Source organism: Dulcicalothrix desertica PCC 7102 (assembly GCF_003991905.1).
In the GTDB taxonomy this organism is placed as follows: domain Bacteria; phylum Cyanobacteriota; class Cyanobacteriia; order Cyanobacteriales; family Nostocaceae; genus Dulcicalothrix; species Dulcicalothrix desertica.
This window is the reverse complement of the sequence record NZ_RSCL01000001.1, coordinates 278,062-303,811: the sequence shown is the minus strand read 5'-3', so window position 1 is coordinate 303,811 and position 25,750 is coordinate 278,062. Positions and strand designations below refer to the sequence as shown.

Genomic DNA, 25,750 nt, shown 5'->3' with positions numbered 1-25,750 from the left:
TCACTATATAACATTACACAGTTTTCAATTCCATAGCATTAATCGAAAAAGGAATATGAATACCTTGCTCTTTGGCAGATATAACTAACTTCTTAACTCTACCTTTAACATCTAATAAAGTTAAAGGAATAGCGCCAGCATCTAGTTTTTGACTGAGTGCAGAATGTTTAACTTTATTAATACTAGTGTCTAAGCGGTCAAACGCTTCTATAGAGACAGAATAATCGGGGTCATTGACAACATCTGGCTGAATTCTCATGTTGACTCCATATATTGGTTGTTCAAACACGATTGTCATGGGTCCAGGGTTACCATGACCTGTACATAAAAGCGCATCACCAATACAAAAATCCAAAGGTTCAGAGGATGTCTGGTCTATTCTTAACAAATGCCCAGCAGCAATACTTACTAAAACTTCACGACCTTGACGTGACTTGACTAACATTGTTGTTGGCAAAGAAGTTAAAGCTTTACCAAGCACTTGCCAATCAATTACATCATCAGCCTGAAAATAATCTCTATTTTCCTCTCCCTCTGCCTTAATTGAATTCGATGTCATATTATTTGCAGTTGTAAGATATTGGGTTTTAACGTCAGAACCGATAATCATAATTTTGACCGTGCCTTTTAATATTTACAGATTACTGAATGATAAGCAAGACTTTAATAGCTTCCTACTTGAAACCACACCAATACAATTATTTTCAACTAGATAAATTTTGATGTCTGTATATGTTATATGTAACTTCAGCAAACTTTGTGACTCATATTGCTTGGGGACAGTTATTTGCATAACAATTATTCAAGCGTCGATAAAGTAATTATTAATTGTATTGTTTGTTGTTTACTACTCAATCCGTTGCTGTTATCTTCAACTGCGAAATTCCTCATTCCGGAAATGTATCTCAACATTTTTTTCACGGACTTATAAGTGATTTATTATACTGAATACTGAAAATTGAAGTAGATTGATGCTTTTTTATTTAATAGTGGCTAAATAAAAATCTCCTCTTACGAAAAAGAATATTTTTTACATGTAGGAAACAGCATAATACTAGTTCACATGTAAAAAATAAGTGTATTCTCATGAGTAAGTCTGTTGTCATAAGTTTGGGACACGGTAACTTAAATCAGGGATTCCCAAGAGTAACAGTGCAGGTTTGGGAAACTAATAACCCCCATAGAGAACAGTTTATTGGAAGCTTGCCACCCGCTCCACAGTTAGACCAGTTGTATAAAAACTGGAGAATTATTTATCAAAGTTTATGTGACCGTAAGTTACTTCGGACACCAAGTACTGATGACTTGGATGATTATTTAGAGATTGGTAACGGCGTTACGAATATATCTCAACATAACTTTACTGAGTTGTGTGCGGGTTTGGAGGCAGAAATGGATACCTGGCTAAAATCTGAGGGAATACTTGGTCTAAGTCGTAAATTACGTTCTGCATTACATTTAAACGAAGAAATTAACGTAATAGTAGAAACTGACGATGACTTAATGCGGCGCCTACCTTGGCATCGCTGCGACTTTTTTCGTGATTATTCTAAAGCCGAACTTGCCATATCACGACCTGAGTACATGCGTCACAATGATTTAGATTTGCAACCAAAACGTAATGTAGTTCGCATTTTAGCAATTCTTGGTGATAGCGAAGGCATTGACTTAGGCGCCGAAACCGAATTTTTACAAGGCTTGAACGAATGTGAAGTTGTATTCCTCCAAACTCCAACTCGTCAAGAGCTTAATACTTCTTTATGGGATAATCTCGGTTGGGATATTATTTTCTTTGCAGGTCACAGTCGTACCGAAGGCGCCACTGGCAGACTATATATAAATAATGGTACTGATAACAGTATTACTATAGAAGAACTCTCTGAAGCACTCAAAGCTGCAATTGAGAAAGGTTTGAAATTAGCTATTTTTAATTCTTGTGATGGTCTTGGAATGGCACTTGCACTAGAAAAATTACATATTCCAACGGCTATTGTAATGCGCGAACCTGTTCCTAACCGCGTTGCTCAGGTTTTTTTCCATAACTTTCTCACTGCGTTTGCTATATCACATTTGCCTTTATATACATCATTTCAAATGGCACGCAGACAGTTACAAGGTTTAGAAAATGAATTCCCTGGCGCCTCGTGGTTGCCTATAATTTGCCAAAACCCTGCTGTGGAACCACCTGTTTGGACAAAAATATAAGGCCGGTTTGGTGTATTACTTCGTTGTAAAATTATTCATGGCGTCACGCACCCTACATATGAATCAAAACGTTTTGCTGTTGGCCGCACAAAGTGGTGATATTAAAAAAGTACACACGTTATTGGACACTGGAGCGTCTGTTAATGTTTGTGATAATTATACTGGTACAAGCGCATTAATGTATGCTGCTAATTATGGTTATGTTGAAGTAGTGCGTGCGCTGATTAAAGCAGGAGCAGATGTTAATTTACGACGACGACAATATGGGTTAACGGCATTAATGTTAGCTGCGGCAGCAAACCAGGTTGATGTTGTAAAGTTACTTGTCGCCGCGAACTCAGATGTGAATGCTACAAACGAAGATGGTAGTACTGCTTTAATGGTGGCGACGAGTAAGGGTTATATTGAAGTTGTTAAAATACTTCTTGATAACGGCGCCGACCCAAATATTATAGATAATGACTCAGATACAGCGCTGCGATTAGCGGTAAAGCTTGGTAATGTTTCTATTATTAATTTGTTGTTGTCAGCAGGTGTAGATATAAATACTCAAGATTCTGATGGTGAAACTGCCCTGATGTTAGCAGTGGACTTGGGAAAAATAGATATTATTCAAACTTTGCTTAATAGTGCTTCGGAAGTAAAATTACAAAATCAAGATGCAGGAACAGCACTGTCAGCAGCAGTAGCAGCAGGAAATAGTGCGATAGCATCGTTACTACTACAAGCAGGCGCCGAAGTCAACCATCAAGACTTCTTAGGTGAAACCGCGCTTCATATTGCTGCTTTAGAAGGATATGTTGATGTTGCTGAAGTTTTGCTAAATAGAGATGCTGATGTCAATATTAGAAACAAAATTGGTGATACTCCATTACTAGTAGCAGCATTACAAGGTCATAATCGAATAATAGAAGCTTTACTACGACGCGGTGCCGATGTAAATGTTAGTAACTTGAATGAAACTCCTTTAACGCTGGCAGTAGCACAAGGACACACTGATATTGTTAAAACACTATTAGATTTTGGTGCCAACCCCAATACAGTGAACACAGAAGGTAAAAGTATTTTGCTCAAAGCATCAGAACGTAGTCATACCGACATCATTCAATATTTAATAGAAGCAGGCGCCGATGTAAATTTTCAAGATGCAGCAGGTGCAACACCACTAATGTGGGCAGCATCACGGAACTCACTACCAGCATTACAAATATTACTTCAAGCAGGCGCCGATGTCAGTTTAAAAAATAAAGGTGGATACACAGCGCTAATGCTCGCAGAATATAACAATTACCCAGATATCATAAAAGTGCTGAGTGCTGAGTACTGAGTGCTGAGTGCTGAGTGCTGAGTGCTGAGTGCTGAGTTTTATATTCCGTTCCTCCGTTCCTCCACTCAGCACTCAGCACTTTCTACTCAGCACTACTAGTTACTCCTACTGAACTCATAATTCAGTTAAAAATGTAATATAGATACTTAGGTAATTTAATTTATACACTCTAATATATATAAATGGTTTCTTTATCTAAACTTGTGAAAGAACGCCAATATCCTCAACTTGCGGCACTATTGTTACTGATATTGTTACTTGTGTTTGCAGCAGTACCAGGATATTTGAGCGGAAAGTGGCAATGGAAACAACCCCCAGCAATTCCTACGCTCAAAGAATTAAGACAAATACGCAGTCAAGGTTTAAATATACCAGGATGGCAAACTGTCGAACAAACCGAACATACTATTGGTGAACGCAAATGGTCGTTACAGACGATTCTTAAAGTTGGCGCCAATAATACCGATAATAAAAATAAAGTTATTTTGCTACTGTTGCCGCAAAATGGTCCAGCAGACCAACCCCAAGTTGAATGGTCAGAAGTAAATAGTTTTTGGCAATGGGATACTGCTCAAGAACGTGACGTTGAATTTACCGTTAAACCACCAGCCGGTTCAACTGTAAAAAACGATGTGTTAGTGAAAGCGAGATTTCTTCGGGGTTCAACAAAGCAGCAAACCTTTAGCGTTTTACAGTGGTATGCTTGGTCAGATGGTGGCAACCCATCACAATTAAAATGGTTTCTTGCCGACCAGTCAGCACAATGGCACAAACATCGTGCAGCTTGGGTTGCTGTGAGTGTTCAAATACCAATGGAACCTTTAGGACAAATAGATACGACTTGGGAGCAAGCGAAGTCAATAGGTCAAACTATACAAACTCGCTTAATGCAAGGTGTGGTGTCAGCAGTTAAGAGTTGAGAAACCGGGTTTCTAACTCAAATTGATAAAGATTTGGTATTGTGCATTTTACAATTTGGCTGTAATTTGTTGTTTATGCAGCCAAAGGGATTATTTTTTAAATTTCTTGATTATAAAATTAGCAATTAATTGTTACTAAGTATATAACCGTATTTGTGCTTCGCTATTTTACGTGTGAGGCTCTTTCGGGAACTTCTCAAATGAAACAAGGGACACAATTTATTCGGTTTGGAGAGTAGAATAGCATATCGGCGCCTTCTCTCTTTAAAGAAGCATCATAGTATCAATGTTTATGTCTTTGATTTGGAAAATACGTGGATACCGCGCTTTATGTGCCGCTAGTCTCCAGGTGGTAGTTTATGCAGCAACAATTGCGAATGATGCAGCTTTTGCTCAAAACAACCCACAGACAGCACCAGCACCAATACAATTACCAACAACAGGAGAATCACCATTACAACCAGCTCCACCTCCATCGAGTGTTGAGTTTACACCACTAGATATTAATGATGGAAATTCACCACAGTTTAGTCGATACTATTTAGGATCTGGTGATGTAATCAGCATCGCGGTTCAGCGTCCTCCAGGTCCATATGTTTTGGGGCCGGGTGATGCTGTTTCTGTCTCGGTACTGCGTTTTCCTGATTTAAGCTTTAGCGCACAAATCAATCCAGAAGGTAATATCGTCGTACCGCTATTAGGGACAGTACGCTTACAAAATTTGTCGCTCTCCCAAGCGCAAGAAAAAATCCGCGTTGGATACAATCGCTTTGTTGTTAATCCAGAAGTGGTATTAGCGTTAGCAGGTCAGCGTCCAGAACAAGCGTTTCAAGTTCAAGTTAATACTGAAGGTAATATTGCTGTACCACAGTTGGGAACTATTTCGGTACAAGGTTTGACGTTAGAAGAAGCCCAAGAAAAAATTCGCGTTGGATTGAGTAAAATATTAGTACAGCCTGTAGTTACTGTATCTCTATCTGCCCCACGACCAGTGCAAATTACTGTGAGTGGTGAAGTTTTCCGACCCGGTATTTACCCAGTTGGTTCATCTGTACCGCGTATAACAGACGCTGTATTAATCGCAGGTGGTTCAACAATGATGGCTGATTTGCGACAAGTTCAGGTACGAAGGCGCCTGGTTGATGGTACTGTGATTTCACAGAATATAAATCTATATGCGTCAATACAGAATGGCGGTTCAGTACCAAATTTGCGCTTACAAGACGGTGACAGTATTGTAATACCTCGTCGCGAAGTAGGAACGGAGGATGGTTATGACCGCAACTTGGTCGCACGTTCGTCTCTAGCAGTACCTCAAATTCGTATACGTATATTAAACTATGCAGGTGGAGGCTTGGTGACACAAGCATTACCCAATGGTAGTAGCTTTGTTGATGCCATATCAGGAATTAATCCAGATAACGCGAATTTGAGCGATATTGCCCTAGTTCGGTTTGATTCCGAACGTGGAAAAGCAGTGACGCAAAGACTTGATGCAAAAAAGGCACTTTCTGGGGATGTAACGCAAAACGTGCCACTTCAAGACAATGATGTTATCGTGGTTGGTCGAAACTTACTTGGTAAAATTACGAACGTTTTGAGTACGATTACAAGACCATTTTTTGACATACAATCGTTTATTCGCTTTTTTGAAACCTTCGGTGGAGGAAGGTTTTAAAACACGCTTTGTGGGTGAGATTCCCACTTAAACACTCAAACATTATGCAGTTACGGCAATGGCACCACCAATTGTTAAGCGCTACCTAATAGCATTCGATAAATATAAATGGATAGGACTAGCAAGTTTTGCGCTAGTGATTGCAGGTTCGACGGTAGTCGCTATGCAACCAGACCCACCTGCAAATTTTGTAGGTGATGCTGCGTTAGCTTATTCAGGTCCACCAATCTCGTTTTCAGCAATTGGTAGTGAAATTCAGCAGAAAGGACAAAGTTTAACTGAAGCTGATTTATTGTCAGAACCAATTGTGCGGGTGTTGGTAGATAAAACAAGGTTAAAACCTCAGCAGTTAGCAAATACAATTGCTATCGCGTTTCCCAAGCGTACAAAAACAGGCGAGTTAGAATCAAATATTATTGAGCTTAAATATCAAGATACCGACCGCAAAAGAGCAGCAGAAGTTTTAACAATAATGTTAGAAGAATCTGTGAAGTTGAGTGCTGACCGCAACACGGGTCAATTAAAAACAATTATTAGTAAAATTAACGAGCGCTTACCAGATGCAAAAAAAGAACTTGAAGCTGCTGAAAAAAAGCTTGAGCAATATGACCGTATAGAGCGTCCAGCAATTTTAGCCGCAGAAAACGGCAGTTTACTAAGCGCTGTGACAGTCAGTCAAAACCAACAGCGTCAATTGGTGCAAACTTTAATTGGTATTGATGCTCAAATTCGTAGTCTCCAAGAAAAATTGGGTATGGACGCAACAAGCGCTTATGTATCTAGTGCGCTTAGTGCAGACCCGATATTAAATAATTTGCGCTCCCAAATTTTTCAAATTAAGTCACAAATGGAGCCATTGCAAAAGGAAGTACGAGCTGAGTATCCAGCAATGGTACAGTTAAGGCGCCAGCTTGAAGCAGCAGAAAAGTTATTTAACGAGCGCGTCGCACAGGTAGCAACAGGTGGTGGTAACGCAGCACCTTTACCAGGAAGAGTTACAGACCAACTAGCTCGTAACAATTTAGACCCAGCGCGTCAAGAACTAGCAAATCAACTAGTAGCGCTACAAACTCAACGCGATACACTGCGTCAGCAATTAGGTAACGAAACAAGTCAAGAAGCGCAACTGCGTCAACAATACGCGCTTATTCCTAATAAACAATTAGAGCGTTCGCGTTTAGAGCAGCAAGTAGTTCTTAAAAGGTCTATTTTCGACCAAATGCAGGTCAAACTTACCGATGCAAGAGCAGCAGAAGCGGAAACGGTAAGTAGTTTGAGTATTGCTCGTCCACCGCGAATTATAGCCGATGTCAAACCACCTAAGAGCGTTCCCATTACCTTAGCAGCAGGTGGATTTTTTGGACTTGTAATTGGAGGTGGGGTAATATTCTTACTTGGTTCGCTCGAAGGTACCTTCAAAACCAAAGAAGATATTCGCGACAACTTGAAACAAAAAGAAGTTGCGCTACTGGGAGAATTACCTTTATTACCATTTGATTACGGTAAAAATACGGTACCTGTAATTGTTTCACCCGATTCAGGATATTTAGAACTCTACGAAAAATTCCGTAGTAACCTGCGTCGAGTTGGAGGTAGCAATGTCAAAGTAGTACTCGTAACGAGTACAGGCGCCTCTGAAGGAAAAACAGTCAGTGCTTACAACTTAGGAATAGCGTGTGCGCGTGCAGGAAAACGCACTTTAATCATAGAAGCAGACTTACGTTCACCTTCTTACTGTGAATCATTAGGAGTTAGTATAGACGCAGATGCAACCACAGAACCGCTACGTTACTACGCGAGTTTAGGGGAATGCATTCGTCTAGTTCCCGAAGTAGAAAACTTATACATCGTTCCAAGTCCGGGGCCAGTAAGGAATTCAGCGGCAATATTAGAATCAAGCGAAATGCGGCGCCTAATGGAAGACGTGCGAGCGAGGTTTGATTTCGTCATCTTAGACTCAAACCCCCTTGGTTTATCTAACGATGCCCTACTAATTCAACCTTACAGCGACGGTATGATATTAGTTGCACGACCCAACTTCACACAAGAAAACGTATTTAGTGAAGCCATAGACCAGCTAGTTGAGTCAGAAATGAACTTAATAGGCGCCGTCGTCAACGGAGCAGAAGACATAATTGTTACCTCTCAACCAGTAACAACTCTAGAAGACGAAACTGATAGAGTCATAGTAAACGGCAAAAGAGTGTAGAGTGTAGAGTGCTGAGTGCTGAGTGCTGAGTAATTAATAACAATTCTTAACTCCGCGCCTCCTAACTCCGCGCCTCCTAACTTCTACTCAGCACTCAGCACTTTCTACGAGCGCACTCATCAATATTCATCCTGCTTAAGCAAACCAAATATAGGGCCAAGAATAATACCAAACACAAACCCACCAATATGGGCCCAGTAGGCAATACCACCACCACCCATATTCGCGCCTGCTTGTAAACTCATAAAACCATATACAACATTACTAACCACAAAAAGTCCAATCACTACTAATGCTGGTAGACGAATCGTAGTCACAAAAAATAATAAAAATACTAGAGTTACAACTTGTGTTCGTGGAAAGCGTATAAGATAGGCACCCAAAATTCCTGCTATTGCACCACTGGCGCCTAAAGAAGGAATATTGCCATTTATATCAATTACCCACTGACACAAAGCCGCCAATGCACCACAACTTAAATAGAAAATTAGATACTTAAAGTGACCCATACGGTCTTCGATATTATTACCGAAAACCCATAAATACAGCATATTAAAGGCAAGATGCCACCAATCGCCATGTAAAAATTGTGACGTAAATAACTTTACCCATTCAACATCAGGAAACCGAGTTAGCTGACGTGGAACCACTGCATAAAGCCGCAAAAACTGGTCGAGTTGAGCTTCAGACAGGCGTACTTCGTGCAAAAACACCAGAACATTGATACCTATCAGCCCATAAGTAATGTACGGAGTGATTTGCGTTGGATTTTCGTCGTATAGAGGAAACACAAGAGGTTTTTTCTATATTATTGTTATAAATGCACTATAGCCTGAATCTTTATATAAGCGTGGAACGGGCGGGGACGCCCGTTCTACAAAATTGCTATTTCAACAGCAAATAATACAATTGTCCATTACCACCAGTAACACCAGCCCTATTACCAGCCATTTCACCAGTACCCATAAAATAATCAACTCTTCCAGGGCCTTTTATTGCACTACCAGTATCTTGGTCGAGAACAAAACGACTAACTTGGCGCCTAACCATACCTCCACCTGGTGCAGGAAATGGGAAAGCGTTGTTAACCAAAGCAAGGGCGCCTGGAGGCATTAGTGATTTATCGGTAGCAATCGAACGTTCGGCTGTTACAGGTACGCCGATACTACCGGTTGCTGGGGCGCCGTTAGTTTCTTTAAAGAAAACAAACCGCTCCCATTTAGGTAAATAAACATTCATATCTTTTGGTACGCGGCGGAAGTGACTAATTAAAGCAGGCATAGTAGCATTTTGAGGGTCTAATTTGCCGTCTTTAATTAATGCTCTACCAATACTCGTCCAAGGGTAGTCAGTGGCGCCTGCAAAACCGACACTCGTTTTTGTACCATCAGCGAGCCTTAGTTGTGCTGACCCTTGAATGTGAACCATGTAGGCGTCTAAACGGTTGCGGAACCAAAACATTTCTGAGCCGCGTAATGGACTCTTCTCGCCTAACAAACCATTTTCGCCTTCGAGTTGTACTCGTGTTGGGTGAGGTTTTGCCCACTGGCTGAGGTCAACAGGAGGTTTATAAAGTGGGTATTTATACTGAGATGAGCGAGTTCGGCTAGCAGTATAAATAGGCTCATAATAAGCAGTAAACTTTACAGTACCATTACCGTCGTTACCGATTGACTTATAAAAATCAAACTCACGTTTAACAGCTTTTTGTAATTGTGCAGGTGACTTGGCGCTAACAACCAATTGCCGGAACCGCACTAAACTTCTGCGTACCCGGTCAAGCGTAATTCCTTCAACAGGAAAATTTTGATACACTGTAGCCGCTCTCGGTGTATTCAAATAGCGCAAGCTATAGTCAATTGACGTTAATAACGCTTTGCGGTCTCCTGGCTTACCTTTGCTCCAAAAAAGTTGCTCATCCCAACCAATACAACCACGCGCGGGCTGGCAATTCAAATCCAACTTGACTAGTTTGAGTGGTTGAACAGGTTGAGGTTGAACTTCCCCTCCAGGTAATGGAACACCTTGAGTGGGTGGTGGTAACTGGGGAGGTAATTGGGGTGGCAGTTGAGGTGGACTACTCGGAATTCGTATTGGAGGTAATGTTGGAACCTGAGCAACCACAGATAAAAAAGGTATAAAAGCGGCAATACCTAGCAAACCCGAAAATAAAGCAAGCGTTTTTCTCATCGTTTAAGTAAATCGTTCGACACTAGAGCTAAAAATAGGCTCAACACGAATTGCCACGACTCTGGAAGGTCGGACAACCATGTATTCACCTTGAATATTTTTTATAGGGACGCTGATGAAATCATCCGAAGCAGCCTTGGGCATTAATTCGCCACTGTACCACTTTTGGAATTCTTGAATCGTAGGGAAGCGGACTTCCTCCCTATGACCACTTTCCATCATCATATGTACTACGTATTCGTTCGGTGTTCTAGGCATAGGTTGAATAATTTATAAATACATCCAACCCCTTTTTAACTTCCCAACTCGCTGAATGGGAAGAGCAAAAACAATGGTACTTTATGCTATTTCTCATTTGGACGCTCGTTTACCCAAATACAGTTCCCCCAAATGGTTAAGTAATTTAACTAAAATCAATAAGCATAATAGTTTTCACACTTCCCATCAATCCGCATACAATATTTTTGATACTGTGCGAGGTACATACTAGGGTGGACGACGATTATCAGACTTATTTAAACCGATTAGCGCGCATGACGCTGCCTGAGTCTTACCAAACTCAAGTTCAACACATTCATGAGTCCTACAAATACTCTTCGGCGCCTAATGGATCCCGACAACCTACCCCATTTCCGGGTTATACAATCATTACCCCACCAAGCGAGGATGATAAGGATAATGCCGACTTCTATGCTGCGTTACAGGAATATCAATCTCAAATACTAGATTTATCAGTAAGTACAGAGCTTATTGTTCCATTACCATCTAAGAGTTTTCACTTAACTGTTGCTGATTTAATATGGGATAGTGCTTACCGCGACGAGCATTCACGCAATCCTAATTACGAATCAGATTTACAATCATGCTGCGCTAAAATATTTGATACATACAAACAAACGGCGCCTGCAGATAATGAGGTTCGGTTTGGTGTACTAGGAGTAATGGTAATGCCAAGGGCAATTGGTGTTTGTTTGGCGCCAAGTACACGCAGCAGCTACGAACAAATCATTAATTTTCGTCGCACTTTATACCAAAATCCGCAATTAATGAGTTTAGGTATCGAACAAAACTACCATTTAACGGCTCACATTACCCTAGGTTACTTTGGAGAAGTGGCGCCTGACTTAGACCGTACATCTTTAGCCGAAAAAATAACCGATTTAAATCAAAAATGGTTAGGAAACCTCCCCGAATTTATAGTACATCGCGCCGAACTACGAAAATTCGACGACATGACTCGCTATTATCGTCAACCCGAATGGGCAGCAATTGATTTTTCGTAAAATAGTAAGGTGGCTTCAGCCACCCTACTCCTAACTCCTAACTCCTAACTCTTCCACATGACTTTTATTCTCACCAATGACGACGGTATAGACGCTCCAGGAATTCAAGCACTATTAAAAGCCGTAGAAGGTTACGAAACAATTATCGCCGCTCCAAAGGATCATCAATCAGGTTGTGGACATCAAGTAACCACAACGCACTCAATACCACTTTTACAACGTTCCGAACGTGAATATGCTATTGGTGGCACACCTGCTGATTGTTCCCGAATCGCATTAACTCATATTTGTAAAGGCGCCAAATATGTATTATCAGGTATCAACGCAGGCGGTAACTTAGGTGTTGATGCGTACATTTCTGGTACCGTCGCCGCAGTTCGCGAAGCCGCAATGCTAGGTGTACCGGGCATAGCAATTTCACACTACCGTAAAGGCAAACTCAACTATAACTGGGATGCAGCATCAAAATTTACCACAAAAGTTTTGGAAGAATTATTAAATAGTTCATGGGAACCTGGCACATTTTGGAACGTAAACTTACCGCACTTGCAACCAGAGGAACCAGAACCAGAAATTATATTTTGCCAACCTTGTACAAAACCCTTACCCGTAAACTACCGCATTGAAAACAACGAGTTTTATTACGTTGGTGACTACAGCAAACGTGAACGCACAAAAGGAAGTGATGTTGAAGTATGCTTTTCAGGCAACATCGCAGTCACTCAGCTACGAGTATGATAGTTTTTGATTATCTCCGCGCGCCATTACTATCAAATCAAATAACTGGCTTCTATCGCATAAATCCACATCACCACTAGCGGCAAGTTTATAAGCTCCTTTTGTAAAGCGACTATTAGTAATTACCAATGCTTTGTCAGCATTATAGTACTTGACGGCGCCCAAAACTTCTTGTATGGCTTTCACTCCAACAGATTTACTATACCTTTTAGCTTGAACAACAATTTTTAAACCATCTTTAAAAACTATTAAATCTGCTCCATAATCACCACTATCAGCAGTTTGATACCCCCAATATCCAAACCTTTCTAAAAGGCGTAGTAAAAAAGATTCAAATTCTTTTCCCAACATTCCATCAATCTTATTTATAAGCTGAGAATGATTTAAATTCAAAAGCTTGATTATATCCAACTCTTTCTTCTCAACTTCTTCTGTTTTAGAAGCCGATTCATAAAGATAAATTGCCAAATTTAAAACCCATAAACATGTAGCACAAATCAAAAAAGTACTCATTAATTCCATGTTTTCATTCCTTGAATTTTTTTTTAACCACCCATCCGTTACATCCGTTAAAATCCGTTGCCAATGGGCTTACTATTTATTATTCCCAGGCAAATTAAAAAAATATCACTGTAAAATATTTTGAAAAAAAAGAGTAGGCGCCTCGCGTCCTACTCTAAATAATTAATGAAATTTGAGAAATATTATTATTCGCTTATAGCAGGCGCCTTAAGCGAAACAGCAGGTGATTCTTTTTGTGCTATCGTAGGCACTGAATCACGTAATCTTGCGGTTAGCTGTACCGTAGTGGAATCATAAACTTGGGTTAACATCTTAGGATATAAACCAATTCCGATAATTGGTACCAGCAAACAAGCAATAATGAAAATTTCGCGCGGTTCAGCATCAATAAGGTTTTGATGCGATACGAGTTCTTCATTTTCTTTACCGTAGAAAATCTCGCGCAGCATCGACAGCAAGTAAATTGGGGTAAGAATAACACCAATTGCCATCAAGAAGATTACAATCACTTTAAAAGTTGGGCTATAAGCATCGCTAGTTGCAAAACCAACAAATACCATCAATTCAGCTACGAAACCGCTCATTCCAGGCAATGCCAAAGATGCCAGCGAACAAGTTGTAAACATCGCGAAAATTCTACCCATACGCTTACCGACACCACCCATCTCATCAAGCATCAGCGTGTGAGTACGGTCGTATGTGGCGCCAACAAGGAAGAATAAACTAGCCCCTATCAAACCGTGAGATATCATTTGGAGTACGGCACCGTTTAAACCCAAATCGGTAAATGTAGCAATACCAATAGTTACAAACCCCATATGCGAAATCGAAGAATAGGCGATTTTACGCTTGAGGTTACGTTGGGCAAACGATGTTAAAGCAGCGTAGATAATATTTACGACACCTAATATCACCAGCACAGGCGCAAAATAAGCATGAGCATCAGGTAACATCTGAGCATTCATGCGAATTAACGCATATCCACCCATTTTCAGCAGAATACCAGCAAGCAACATGTGGACAGGTGCTGTTGCTTCCCCATGAGCATCAGGTAGCCAAGTGTGGAGAGGAATGATAGGTAATTTTACCGCGTAGGCAATTAAAAAGGCGCCGTAAAGCAAAAGTTCAACATTGAGCGCATAGTCTTTAAGTCCTAACGCTTGCATATTGAATGTCACCGTATCGCCATAAAATCCCATTGTTAGGGCAGCGAGTAAAATAAACAGCGACCCACCTGCTGTGTACAAAATAAACTTGGTTGCAGCATACTGTCTCTTCTTACCACCCCATATAGACAGCAAGAAGTACACAGGTACAAGTTCAAGTTCCCATACCAAAAAGAACAGCAGCATGTCCTGCACAGCGAATACGGCTATTTGTCCACCGTACATCGCCAAAATTAAGAAGTAAAATAGCCTTGGTTTCAGGGTTACAGGCCATGCAGCCAAAATTGCCAGCGTCGTAATAAACCCTGTCAAAATAATAAGGGGCATCGACAAGCCGTCTGCCCCTACTGACCAATTCAAATCAAGTTGTGGGACCCAAGGGTAGCTTTCTACCAACTGCAAATCTGGATTAGAAAAATCGTATCCGGTGTAAAATGCAGCAACAATCAATGCAAAATCAACCAGTCCAACGATTAGCGCGAACCAGCGTACTGTTTTGCCATCTTTATCTGGGATAATTGGTACTAGTAGCGACGCCGCAATCGGCAAAAGAATAATCGTCGTCAGCCACGGGAAATGAGCTGTATTCATCGGAAGTTTTTGAGTAACGAATAATCAAGTTTCGGCTATTATCCACTAGCTATTTAGTAGCAGTTTTTTTTAGCTTTCGCCCAGATTGTTAGGTTGATTTAATAAAAATGAAAAAACATGAAGGATAATTACACACTCCCCCATGTTTACGTTAAGTATTATTAAAATTTTTATAGATTTGACATCCCTCGTTAGATGTAGAGACGCAATTTATCGCGTCTCCACACTTCGGGTGCCATTATTAAGTAACACCAAACACAATAACGAGTGCCAACACCGCGCCAAATATAATCAGAGCGTAGAATTGTGCGCGTCCGTTTTCGATATACTTGAGTCCTTCACCACTAACAAGCGTGAAAAAACCAGTCAAGTTAACGGCGCCATCAACGACGCGGAAGTCAACTTCCATAACTTGACGGGCAAGGCGCCGCAATCCTAAAACAAAGACTTTGTGGTAAATATCGTCGAAATACCACTTATTGAGCGAAAGTTCGTACAACGGCTTAATTTGAGATGCAATTGCAGCAGGGTCAATTTTCCGCATTAAGTACATCAACGAAGCCAAGGTTATGCCAATCAACGAAATACCAACCGAACTACCCGCCATTACATAAAACTCTTGGGGGTTGAATTCGGCAGCTTTTTCTGCAATTTCTGCTACCGATTCGCTAGGAGCGTGGATAAATTCCTCGAAGTAATTAGCATAAGGTGTACCCACTAAACCAATTAACATCGAAGGAATAGCAAGTACAGCTAATGGTAAAGTCATTGTCCAAGGCGACTCGTGGGGTTCGCTACTGTGTTCATGACTGTGGTCGTCATGACCACCACCTTTCGCTTCTAACTCACCTTGTTTCATAGCACCTGGTCCAAAATTTGGCGCCAGCGCTTCACCTTCGACCAAAATGGTTGCAGCTTTCTCAAGCTTTTGAATTATCTTCTTATCAGTACCCCGGAACCCACCTTCAAAGGTAGAAAAGTACATCCGGAACATGTAAAAAGCAGTGATACCAGCGGTTGCATAACCAATAAACCATAATAATGGGTTGGCTGCAAAAGCGGCACCGAGAATTTCATCTTTTGACCAGAAACCAGCAAAAGGAGGAATACCAGAAATAGCCAAACAACCAATTAAGAAGGTAAAACCTGTAACTGGCATGTATTTCCGTAGTCCACCCATTAACCGCATATCCTGGGCTAAAGCTGGATTGTGTCCTACAACACCTTCCATACCGTGAATTACAGAACCCGAACCTAAGAACAACATCGCTTTGAAGTAAGCGTGAGTCATTAGGTGGAATAATCCGGCACTATAGGCGCCAACACCCATTGCCATGACCATGTAGCCAAGCTGGGAAATTGTTGAATACGCCAATCCTTTTTTGATGTCGTTTTGAGTTATGGCAATAGTAGCTCCCAAAAACGCGGTGAAGGCGCCTGTGTAAGCAATTACATTCATAGCTGCGGGTACATGTTCAAACACAGGGTACATGCGTGCAACTAAGAATACACCAGCCGCCACCATTGTTGCTGCGTGGATAAGCGCGGAAATTGGTGTAGGGCCTTCCATCGCATCCGGTAGCCAAACATGAAGCGGAAACTGTGCTGATTTAGCAACAGGTCCTAAGAATACTAAAATTGCTAGCAAAATCGCCAGAAAATTGCTCAAAGACCCATTTTGCACAAGTTCTGCAAGACGGGTACCCATAACGTCAAACTCAAAGCTTCCTGTTGCCCAGAAAAGCCCTAAAATGCCCAACAATAAACCAAAGTCACCGACGCGGTTAGTAACAAATGCCTTTTGACAAGCGTCTGCTGCTGCCTTACGGTCATACCAAAAACCGACTAGCAGGTAGGAACACATCCCTACAAGTTCCCAAAATACGTAAACTTGTACGAGGTTAGGACTGACTACCAAGCCCAACATCGACGAACCGAATAAGCTCAAGTAAGCGTAGAAGCGCACATAACCAGGGTCATGCGCCATGTAACCATCCGTATATATCATTACGAGGAAGGCTACAGTTGTTACAACTACGAGCATCAAGGCTGTAAGATGGTCAATCGTGTAACCCATGCTGAGGTGGAAGTTACCAGCTGATGCCCATTCAAAGATACTACTGTAGGGAGCGTGTCCTTGAATTTGGCTCCATAATATAGCAATCGACAGCCCCATCGCCACACCCATCAACGAGATGATTAATGCGGAGTTTAGCTGTCGTGCTTTGTTTGTTGCCTGATTTAGAGAGAGTAATCCTAGCCCTACCAGCATTGCTCCAAGCAGTGGGAGTACTGGAATTAGCCAAGCATACTGATAGATTATTTCCATCACTGGCGCCTACTTTTAGAATTCACTGATTAAGTTATTTGTCGGAACTGTTAATAATTGTGACACACACCTTTATTCATAAAATACCCCACCAGAAAGGAATCTGGTGGGTAGTTAAGCCAATGTTTAGATTTGAACAGATTGTTGGGGTGACAAATTTTGAGTCCTGTACAATAAGACACAAATTATTTTCGTAATATAGAAAATATTTTACTGGCACCGAAAATAAACCTCGCGCTGCGTCTTGACTCTACTTCAAACTTAACCCATGATTAAAGCTTTCTACTTAACCATCTTATCTAAGCATAAATTGGACAAAAGTCTCATAACGCTTTGTAATGACAAACATTACTAATATACTTGGCTATACTCACAATGGATGATGTCAGTCTACTTTATCAATTTGAGATTTATACTCAATTTTTAAACGTGTCAAAAAAATCGTAGTGCCACTTACATATGTAAGCACCCTGCTTTTAAAAAGAATTGGAGGCTACATTACCGCGCGCTGCTTTTGAACTACTGTGGTTTCGGGGAGTTTGAATGTAGCTTTCTTTGATTCGTTCTAAAGCATCGAGCAAATCCTCACGTCCCTTAAATCCTTCAAGCCTTTGCCGAACCTGCCCTTGTTCAATCAAGATTAAAGTTGGTAGCGATTTGAGCCTGTACTGATTCGATAGTTTAAAATTTTCATCAGCGTTGATGCCAACGAGTTTGATTTCTTTTCCACACTCTCGGCTGAACTGTAACAGTAGAGGGTGAATAATACGACATAACCCGCACCAAGGCGCGCCAAAATTAACTAAAACAGGAACATGAGATTCTAAAACTTCTTGAGTAAATGTCCGCTCACTAACCGACAACACCATGACGCCTCTACGATTTATAGGGTTTTTATATTAAAGGTATCTCACAATCCCACACTGACCGGCAGGGCAGTGTAGGCAGTTGACTTCATCGTACATTGATTTTGCTGTATTTGATAACAGCAAACTCAATGCGTGTAATTAGTTTTGGTCAGTCTGTCAATAGACTATGTGCTAGTATTCAAAACTGTATCTTACTTGTTGACACTAAGAGCAAAGGGTGTAACCACCAAAATAGCAGTACAAAAAGTGTAACGCCTAAATAGGCAGGACGGACGAATTCTTGCCACAAAAGTTCCTGGCGCCCGTCAAGAATTGCTAACAATGGAATAATACTAGTGCGTTGTCTTACCAATTCAAAAGCTTCTCCGTAGCGAGCGAGTAGGCGCCGATCACCGTGCCAAACCGCAAATAAATGGTGCAATATTAGACCAATCGAAGTAACGAGTGTAAAAGTTGTGCCTATCCATAGAGTATGGGCAATGCACCAAATTACCTGTCCAACCATTTGGGGGTGGCGGGTAATACGAATAATACCTGTCTCGTACAAAAGAACTTGGGGCTTTTGAATGGCAGCAATTTCTAGTAGATTGAATGTGGCAGGATACAAGAACAAAAACGATATCGCCGATAGCACCCAAACGAATGTTTGTACCCCTGGTAGTCCTTGGACTTGCCAAAGTTGCAACCCATCATAACGGTGATTAAAAAAGTAAACAACCAATATAACAGCCAAAGGTAGGCTGATTAAAGCAAAAATAACGCGATATAACCTTGCACCTGTATACTTTTCTGCCCACGGACGCAGTGCAGCGCCTCCGCTGTGCGCGATTGCAAATACTATTTGTAATCCAAGCATCATAAAATGACTAGGGGTTAACCAATCTGGCATCATCACGCGACATACGCTCCGGTAATTTAAATCAACGCTTATTTCAGTACAATCAATTTCACAAAGTGTTTAAAGGGGGACAATAGTCAAGATGTTGCTTATGTTGCCTTTTTCGACCAAAGCCTCCAAGCTGGTTGATGCTTAAAAACAAGTCCAGTAGAGTGGAGAATTATTTTAACCGCACTCGTTTTATAACGGGCGCCAATCCTGCACTTAATTATCAATTTTCGTTGCTCCTTTCAACGTTTGTGTGTTGAGCCTTATGTCTGACCTTCCTTTTACTCTAGATCAGTTACGTATTCTCAAAGCGATTGCCGCAGAAGGGAGCTTCAAGCGTGCCGCTGACAGCCTTTATGTTTCTCAACCTGCTGTTAGTTTGCAGGTGCAGAACTTAGAGCGTCAACTTGATGTTCCCTTATTTGACCGTGGAGGTAGACGCGCGCAATTAACCGAAGCAGGACATTTATTACTTAGCTACGGTGAAAAAATCCTTAGCTTATGTCAAGAAACCTGTCGCGCTATCGATGACCTGCAAAATCTCCAAGGTGGTACCCTAATTGTCGGCGCCTCTCAAACAACAGGCACTTATTTGTTGCCACGAATGATAGGCATGTTTCGACAAAAATACCCCGATGTAGCCGTACAATTACACGTCCACTCAACGCGACGCACAGCTTGGGGTGTCGCCAACGGACAAGTCGATTTAGCTATTATTGGTGGTGAAGTTCCTGGTGAACTTGCCGAGTCACTGGAAACGATTTCCTACGCAGAAGACGAATTGGCATTGATTTTACCCGTATCTCATCCTTTCGCAAAACTGGAAAAAATTCAAAAAGAAGACTTATATAAATTACAATTCATTACCCTCGATTCGCAATCCACTATACGCAAGGTTATCGAACAAGTGCTATCGCGCTGTGATATCGATACGCGGCGTTTTAAAATTGAAATGGAGTTGAATTCCATCGAAGCCATCAAAACAGCTGTGCAATCAGGTTTGGGAGCAGCATTTGTTTCCACCTCAGCAATTTCTAAGGAATTGCAAATGGGAGTACTGCACCGCTCACCAATAGAAGGTGTAGTAGTCAAGCGAACGCTATGGCTAATTTTTAATCCCAACCGTTATCGTTCCAAAGCAGCAGAAGCCTTCAGCCAAGAAATTTTACCTCAATTTGCGGCACCGGGCTGGAATATGGAAGTGTTAAAATCAACACACAGAGAAATAGTGGTTGCTGCTTTAAATGGTGAGGAGGCAGTTTTGGACGATGATTAAGTTCGTTTTGTCACGCAGTCTGGCGCTGTAATACGGGGATGCCCACGGCTGCAAGTGGGTTATCTCACCAAATATAAATGGCAATTGCTAAATATGGAAGTTTACTGCACTCGTCCGCATTGTCCGCGTCCGCTAAATTATTTTGCCGACCTAGACGAAACTACTGTAATTAGAACCGTGCAGCAGAAATACTGTACTAGTTGCGGAATGCCATTAATTTTAGCTGGACGGTATATTCCAACTAAAGTACTTGGTAGAGGTGGATTTGGTGCAGCATTTTTCGCACGTGACCGTTATACTCCAACGATGCGCTCTTGTGTAGTCAAGCAATTTTTGCCATCAACTTCTTTAAGTCCCACACAACTAAAACTCGCGCAAGACTTATTTGAACGCGAGGCAGTGGTTTTAGAAGAAGTTGGCTACCAGCATGACCAAATACCCAATTTGTATGCTTACTTTCCGGTTATTGTCGAAAGTTCACCACCTGGACGGCAAGAGCAGTATTTCTATTTAGTCCAAGAGTACATTACCGGAGAAAATCTAGAACAAGAACTAGTACAAAAAGGTCAGTTTTCCGAGTCTGATGCCCTATTTATACTGAGTTCAATTTTAAAAGTACTTGATTTTGTTCATAACCAAGGCATCATTCACCGTGATATTAAACCCTCGAATATCATGCGTGACAAGAGCGGCAAACTCTTTTTACTCGACTTTGGCGCCGTTAAATTAGTGACAAATTCTCCAGTTGGAAAAACAGGCGCCTCAACGGGGATTTATTCAATGGGATTTGCGCCACCCGAACAAATGTCAGGTGGTCAAGTATTTCCATCCACAGATTTATACGCTTTAGCAGTAACTATAATCATTCTCCTTACTGCTAAAGATGTTACAGAACTATTTGATTCCTACACCAATCAGTGGAAATGGCAAAATTTTGTGACTACTAGTCCAACGTTAACATCCGTTTTAAATCGCATGTTACTTCCTGCTGCAAACCAAAGGTTTCAAAGCGCCACTGATGTACTTGAAGCTTTAAGTACACCACAACCACAACCACAACCACAACCACAACAACATCCAACACAACTTCAGTCATCACAAACAGGGACAGTTAGTAAGTCAAAACGAAAATTTTCTCTACTAGAAATATTAACAGGAGCAGGATTTAGCGGCTTTGAAGGCGGTTTAATTGCAATAGCGGTTTTTACTTTGATTGAATCTACACCAATTAGTTTAGTTATATCACTAGTAGTAATTAGTGCTATGATATTTGCTCAATTCCGACGTTGGGTAGGTGGTTCAGATTTAATTATTTTTCCAGTCATAACTTTACCGATAGTTTTATTTTTTCTACGAGGTTCGCTAACCATAGCTGAAGTTTTATTTTACGCGGTTATTGCTGGCTTAATATCTATTGCCATTACTTCACTATTTCGACTGATATATAAACTTTTATCAATAATTTTGTAATTAATGCCCCAGATATTGTTCCTCAATGTTCAATCAAACCAGTGCCGTTGGGGCGGAAGCAAGGGTAAAAAGTTGCTCCATACATTGAACCATTCATCCTCCCAGCAGAATGTCCAGGTAAGCGCAACAAATTGAACATTGAGGCATTTCAATCTGGTAAGTACCCAAATTGCTCGCAATTTGTTCGTAGTCGTCAAACAAAACGGGCAAATTGAGCAACTTTTAGGTGATGCATACTCTAACTTACTTCTTTCCGAGCAGGGGCAGGAATTGATATCCCAAGCTGGGGAAAGTCAAAATTCGCTCTCCCCCTGCTGCTTTAAAACTAGAATGTTAGCTAGCTCGGTTAATCGACTCAGCAGGCAAGCAGATTAAATTATCCCCTTGAGTTAATATCAAACCGCGTTGACGCAGTTTACCCATCAAACGAGTTACGGTAACACGGGTTGAACCAATCGCGCTACCAATTTGAGCATGAGTTAGAGGGAATGGCAAACAGTAACCACGAATTACATCTGGGTCGGTTTCGCTCATCGCCGGCTCACCGTATTCCTCAATTAACAAGGTCAGGAAACCGAGGAGTCGGTCGATAGTGCGTCGTTGTCCCAAGGCACTCAGCCACAATAGCTTGCGTTGGTGCTGGTATCTAAAGGCGTCCATTACTTCGCGACGGAAGTGTGGCCAGTTGTCCAAGTCGTGCCAATACATCCACAACACTGCTGTTTGGTCAACGTGAGCGTAAGCTTGGAGTGTGAATGGTGACTGAGCAACTATTTCAAATGGCTGTCCGGCGCCAACAAACCCTAAGAAAGCTTCTTCAGGGGTTCGATTAATACGACGAGACGTTAGCTGACTAGCAGTCGCACTAACTTGTGCAGTCCCTACCATGCGGATAGCACCTCTTTGCACCAAGTACAACAAACCAGGTCTAGCTGGAATGCGTTCATCTTTGCTAAAGGTACGACAGCGATAGTGTTCTTGGGCCCAGTCAAGAATACGTTGCCAGGTCAAGAAAGGACGTGATGCTTCTGAAAAGGAGGATGGAGATTGCATAGGTAACAAAGAGCGTTCGGCTGAAGACAAAGACAGGCGTCGTCAAAAAGGTGCAAGGAGTGTCTTTGCGTTGGCATGTCAGGCTTAACACCTAACGTGCCAGCCATAACAGAGTAGAAATTAAATCCCTACTCTTTTGTTATACTTCTTACTGTACAATGATGGTAGTAAAATTTACCCATCTTTCATCAAATTTCATGGAATTCTTATTTTTCTCCCTCTAAATTAAAGTTATGCCAAAAGGTAGATAGCGTAAAAATGCGTTGTTTGGTATGTACAGGGGTTCTTACAAACTTACTATGTGTATATTATGATACTAGTTAGCAAATACACAGCAATTAAACAGCAAGTAAGAGGTTATTTGTTAGAAGTCTTAAGCATTTATACCAACGAAAATAAACTATTACCGTTTGCGCCTGCGGAAGTTTGGGTACGCAAAAGTAAAGAAACATGTAAAGTTTTGTATATTTCCGAAGTAGCCTTTAAAGCAGCAAAAGTATATGGGATAAGCGCTTCAGTCATTGCGTCTCAACTTGTCTCTCATTTTTGTGATTGTAACGAGAATTTTATGTTGAAGGCAGTGGCAGGTTTGATTTATATCGAAGTCGCTCCAAATGCTATAGCAGGCTGTCTACAAAGTGTGGTAGAACAATACCGCTTTCTCCCACTCCCACACTCCCACACTCCCACACTCCCACACTCGGATACTCCTTCATTTTTAATCCAATATGCCCACGCGCGTTGTTGTTCATTGCTGCGGCTAGCTAGGCACGAGGGGTTAATATCATTTGACCAGCCATTACAAATTCCTTGGTTAGACAGTCAAGCTAAATTTCGCTTCAACTCACACGAGTCACAACGTTTAATAGCGACAAGCGTGGAAATAGTAGATGATTTGGTATGTATTGATGTACGTTCACCAATCTATTGGCATTCCAAAGCGTTAAATTTGGCAATGGCTTTAGAATGTTTTTGGCGCCATACTCGTATTTGGGGCCAAGTAAAAAACCAACCCGAACTAGTCAGGGCGTATATAGGGCTTATAGTAGTTACTCAACAGATATTAAGATTTTTATTAGAAGAGAAATTAAATTCCCCCGCTTGCTTTGAAATATAAATTGTGAATATTTTTATAAATTAGGCGAACAGGACTTAATCAACTAATTAAATAAGTAGCCAAATTATTAAAAATATAAAAAGTTTTGTAAAATCTATTGACTCATTAAAGAGGTCGAGATATAGTATCAGGTGTGTGAGGAGCGAACCAGTAAGGGCACCGAGACGAAACACGGCCAGTCGTCGGTGCCCTTTCTGATTTTTTATAAAACGTATCTCCTTACATTAATTATTTTCAACTATAGATAAATCTAAATGGTAATGGTTAATTAATCGTGATGACTAAGCATTAATGATTAACCATTTAGATGTTAAGCAAGAATAAACTTGTTAATAGCGGCAGCAACTCCATCATTTTCAACAGTCGGAGCAACCCAATTAGCTTGTTCTTTGACTTGGGATGGCGCCCCACCCATAGCAACACCAGTACCAGCGTATTGCAGCATTTCGATGTCATTAAAATTATCACCAATCGTCATAACATTGTTACTTTCAATACCTAGGAGTTCTTCAGCTAGATATTTAACGGCTACTCCTTTATTTACTAACGGGTTAGTAGCTTCAAAAAAAGTTGCAACAGATGTAGTTAGGTAAAGTTCAGCGGGAGTATATTGACGACGTAAATTACCCAGCAGGTTGTTTATGACATCAGTGTCGTCACACAAAGCCAGAATTTTAGTTGGTTCGTTATCAAGACACAAGCGCAAGTCACCAACTGCGATAGGAGTGATATTAGAACGTTTCGCGTAAATATGAGTTTCGCGTGTTATCGAGCGCACGTAAAGTTCATCATTTATATAGAAGTGTACAGAAAGCAACTCGCGCAGTTCTGGTTGCTCGAAATAATCAAGTAGTTGTATTGCGGTTGCTCGGTTGACTGGGTAATGTCGATGAATTTTATTCGAGGCTGGGTCTTGTATCCAGGCGCCTTGATAAGCTATGAGTGGTAGCGTCGAACCAATTTCGAGATGGAACCGTAACGCAGAACGATACATCCTACCCGTCGCGACAGCAACTTGAACTCCAAGAAGCTTAACTTGCTGGATAGCATTTTTCACTCCTTGACTGATTTTGTTCGAGTGTCCGGCGATAGTACCGTCAATATCTACTACTAGTAGCTTGATATCTGTTTTTGAGTGCATATCTCGGTTGATGATTTAAGTGAGCCAGTACAAAACTATCAGGTAAAGGTACGTATAAACTTGGTCAATTAAAACGGTTGAAGCTACGCAATTAAAAGTGTAAGCCTAAAATTATAAGCTATGTAGTCTCCAATAATACGCCCTATTAACCCAGTTTGCGCGCGTAATACTGAAAATTTGATACAGACTTTTTTGTTTTCGTTAATCAGGTCAGTAATAATACGAAAATTACTCAGTAATTTGACAGATATTTTCTGAAAATTTCCCCACAAATAGCTTAATTAGAACTGTAAAAGCCAACTTTTATAAAGACTGAGCAAAAAAGGTTTTTAGATATCGACATTTAGTTTAATATTGAGTTACAAAGTATACATTAAGACGACCAAGTTACGGTGAGCGATTTGTTTGGAAGCATTGCTGGTACACAACTGAACTTCTTATTGAGTCGGATGGATTTAACGGGGGGACAAGCGGTACTCGGTGGCGCCGACCCAAGCCAAAATATTGATAAGTTACAACATTTGATGGCATATCAAGTTGGCGACTACTTGTTAATGGGGTTTGAAGACATCATTGGCGGTGGTGACTTAGACTTTAATGATGTAGTATTTGTGGTTGACTTCGGTAAAGGTAACTTGACTAATCAAGCAGTACCAGAACCAGGAACAATGGCTGCACTCTTGGGTGTAACGGGCGCGAGCATGTGGATGCGTCGTCGTAAAAAGCAAGCTTCAGCTTAACTCCCAAGAAAGATGTTCTGTGGCGGAAGCAACTGGTTAC

22 protein-coding genes and 1 pseudogene are annotated in these 25,750 nt (G+C 41.1%); 12 read left to right on the top strand and 11 right to left on the bottom strand.

Going from position 1 to position 25,750, the window contains the following annotated elements; genetic code table 11:
• Nucleotides 1-13 precede the first annotated feature (13 nt).
• Nucleotides 14-610 (bottom strand): PEP-CTERM sorting domain-containing protein, encoded by a 597-nt coding sequence (locus DSM106972_RS01280; protein WP_127078091.1) that lies wholly within the window; start codon nt 608-610, stop codon nt 14-16.
• 476 nt (nt 611-1,086) lie between these two features.
• On the opposite strand from DSM106972_RS01280, the gene DSM106972_RS01275 reads away from it, so the two are divergent.
• The 5 genes from DSM106972_RS01275 (at nt 1,087) to DSM106972_RS01255 (ending at nt 8,339) form a co-directional block, all read left to right on the top strand.
• Nucleotides 1,087-2,205: a CHAT domain-containing protein gene (locus tag DSM106972_RS01275; RefSeq protein WP_127078089.1), complete on the top strand. Its 1,119-nt coding sequence runs from the start codon at nt 1,087-1,089 to the stop codon at nt 2,203-2,205.
• A gap of 10 nt (nt 2,206-2,215) precedes the next feature.
• Nucleotides 2,216-3,532, top strand: a complete 1,317-nt coding sequence (locus DSM106972_RS01270) for an ankyrin repeat domain-containing protein (protein WP_267901038.1) — start codon at nt 2,216-2,218, stop codon at nt 3,530-3,532.
• A 182-nt stretch (nt 3,533-3,714) separates the two neighbouring features.
• Nucleotides 3,715-4,452: a cyanoexosortase B system-associated protein gene (locus DSM106972_RS01265; protein WP_127078085.1), complete on the top strand. Its 738-nt coding sequence runs from the start codon at nt 3,715-3,717 to the stop codon at nt 4,450-4,452.
• A 286-nt stretch (nt 4,453-4,738) separates the two neighbouring features.
• The gene (locus tag DSM106972_RS01260; protein ID WP_411675267.1) at nt 4,739-6,130 is read left to right on the top strand and encodes a polysaccharide biosynthesis/export family protein; all 1,392 of its coding nucleotides are present in this window, start codon (nt 4,739-4,741) and stop codon (nt 6,128-6,130) included.
• Nucleotides 6,131-6,188: 58 nt separating this feature from the next.
• On the top strand, nt 6,189-8,339 hold the full coding sequence (locus tag DSM106972_RS01255; protein WP_127078081.1) for a GumC family protein: 2,151 nt from the start codon (nt 6,189-6,191) through the stop codon (nt 8,337-8,339).
• A 119-nt stretch (nt 8,340-8,458) separates the two neighbouring features.
• On the opposite strand, the gene DSM106972_RS01250 is transcribed toward DSM106972_RS01255, so the two are convergent.
• From DSM106972_RS01250 to DSM106972_RS01240, 3 genes are all read right to left on the bottom strand, one after another.
• Nucleotides 8,459-9,130: a rhomboid family intramembrane serine protease gene (locus tag DSM106972_RS01250; protein ID WP_127078079.1), complete on the bottom strand. Its 672-nt coding sequence runs from the start codon at nt 9,128-9,130 to the stop codon at nt 8,459-8,461.
• 94 nt (nt 9,131-9,224) lie between these two features.
• On the bottom strand, nt 9,225-10,529 hold the full coding sequence (gene mltA, locus DSM106972_RS01245) for a murein transglycosylase A (RefSeq protein WP_127078077.1): 1,305 nt from the start codon (nt 10,527-10,529) through the stop codon (nt 9,225-9,227).
• 3 nt (nt 10,530-10,532) lie between these two features.
• Nucleotides 10,533-10,787, bottom strand: coding sequence for a hypothetical protein (locus tag DSM106972_RS01240; protein ID WP_019493310.1), 255 nt, complete (start codon nt 10,785-10,787; stop codon nt 10,533-10,535).
• Nucleotides 10,788-11,020: 233 nt separating this feature from the next.
• Here DSM106972_RS01240 and DSM106972_RS01235 point away from each other — a divergent pair, with 233 nt between their 5' ends.
• Nucleotides 11,021-11,812, top strand: a complete 792-nt coding sequence (locus DSM106972_RS01235; RefSeq protein ID WP_127078075.1) for a DUF1868 domain-containing protein — start codon at nt 11,021-11,023, stop codon at nt 11,810-11,812.
• A 57-nt stretch (nt 11,813-11,869) separates the two neighbouring features.
• On the top strand, nt 11,870-12,550 hold the full coding sequence (gene surE, locus DSM106972_RS01230) for a 5'/3'-nucleotidase SurE (protein WP_127078073.1): 681 nt from the start codon (nt 11,870-11,872) through the stop codon (nt 12,548-12,550).
• On the opposite strand, the gene DSM106972_RS01225 is transcribed toward surE, so the two are convergent.
• The 5 genes from DSM106972_RS01225 to DSM106972_RS01205 all read right to left on the bottom strand — a co-directional run bounded on the left by DSM106972_RS01225 (nt 12,539) and on the right by DSM106972_RS01205 (nt 18,919).
• Nucleotides 12,539-13,072: a restriction endonuclease gene (locus DSM106972_RS01225; RefSeq protein WP_127078071.1), complete on the bottom strand. Its 534-nt coding sequence runs from the start codon at nt 13,070-13,072 to the stop codon at nt 12,539-12,541. The genes surE and DSM106972_RS01225 overlap by 12 nt on opposite strands.
• Before the next feature lie 185 nt (nt 13,073-13,257).
• Nucleotides 13,258-14,829 carry an NAD(P)H-quinone oxidoreductase subunit 4 gene (locus DSM106972_RS01220; protein WP_127078069.1) on the bottom strand — a complete coding sequence of 524 codons (1,572 nt, stop codon included), beginning with the start codon at nt 14,827-14,829 and terminating at the stop codon, nt 13,258-13,260.
• A 241-nt stretch (nt 14,830-15,070) separates the two neighbouring features.
• Nucleotides 15,071-17,158, bottom strand: a complete 2,088-nt coding sequence (locus DSM106972_RS01215) for an NAD(P)H-quinone oxidoreductase subunit 5 (RefSeq protein ID WP_127078067.1) — start codon at nt 17,156-17,158, stop codon at nt 15,071-15,073.
• A gap of 476 nt (nt 17,159-17,634) precedes the next feature.
• The gene (locus tag DSM106972_RS01210; RefSeq protein WP_127078065.1) at nt 17,635-18,027 is read right to left on the bottom strand and encodes a thioredoxin family protein; all 393 of its coding nucleotides are present in this window, start codon (nt 18,025-18,027) and stop codon (nt 17,635-17,637) included.
• 178 nt (nt 18,028-18,205) lie between these two features.
• Nucleotides 18,206-18,919, bottom strand: a complete 714-nt coding sequence (locus tag DSM106972_RS01205) for an NnrU family protein (protein ID WP_411675266.1) — start codon at nt 18,917-18,919, stop codon at nt 18,206-18,208.
• Between the two features lie 259 nt (nt 18,920-19,178).
• On the opposite strand from DSM106972_RS01205, the gene DSM106972_RS01200 reads away from it, so the two are divergent.
• The 3 genes and pseudogenes from DSM106972_RS01200 to DSM106972_RS53055 form a co-directional block, all read left to right on the top strand.
• Nucleotides 19,179-20,189, top strand: coding sequence for a LysR family transcriptional regulator (locus DSM106972_RS01200; RefSeq protein ID WP_019493318.1), 1,011 nt, complete (start codon nt 19,179-19,181; stop codon nt 20,187-20,189).
• 93 nt (nt 20,190-20,282) lie between these two features.
• Nucleotides 20,283-21,659, top strand: a complete 1,377-nt coding sequence (locus DSM106972_RS01195) for a serine/threonine-protein kinase (protein WP_127078061.1) — start codon at nt 20,283-20,285, stop codon at nt 21,657-21,659.
• 5 nt (nt 21,660-21,664) lie between these two features.
• Nucleotides 21,665-21,947, top strand: a pseudogene (locus DSM106972_RS53055) (phosphate ABC transporter substrate-binding protein); the annotation flags it as partial.
• A 45-nt stretch (nt 21,948-21,992) separates the two neighbouring features.
• Here DSM106972_RS53055 and DSM106972_RS01185 read toward each other — a convergent pair.
• On the bottom strand, nt 21,993-22,712 hold the full coding sequence (locus DSM106972_RS01185) for a Crp/Fnr family transcriptional regulator (protein ID WP_015114387.1): 720 nt from the start codon (nt 22,710-22,712) through the stop codon (nt 21,993-21,995).
• A 310-nt stretch (nt 22,713-23,022) separates the two neighbouring features.
• Here DSM106972_RS01185 and DSM106972_RS01180 point away from each other — a divergent pair, with 310 nt between their 5' ends.
• On the top strand, nt 23,023-23,829 hold the full coding sequence (locus tag DSM106972_RS01180) for a DALR anticodon-binding domain-containing protein (protein ID WP_127078059.1): 807 nt from the start codon (nt 23,023-23,025) through the stop codon (nt 23,827-23,829).
• 310 nt (nt 23,830-24,139) lie between these two features.
• On the opposite strand, the gene DSM106972_RS01175 is transcribed toward DSM106972_RS01180, so the two are convergent.
• Nucleotides 24,140-24,970, bottom strand: a complete 831-nt coding sequence (locus DSM106972_RS01175) for a Cof-type HAD-IIB family hydrolase (RefSeq protein WP_127078057.1) — start codon at nt 24,968-24,970, stop codon at nt 24,140-24,142.
• 392 nt (nt 24,971-25,362) lie between these two features.
• Here DSM106972_RS01175 and DSM106972_RS01170 point away from each other — a divergent pair, with 392 nt between their 5' ends.
• Nucleotides 25,363-25,710, top strand: coding sequence for a DUF4114 domain-containing protein (locus DSM106972_RS01170; protein WP_233787292.1), 348 nt, complete (start codon nt 25,363-25,365; stop codon nt 25,708-25,710).
• Nucleotides 25,711-25,750 lie beyond the last annotated feature (40 nt).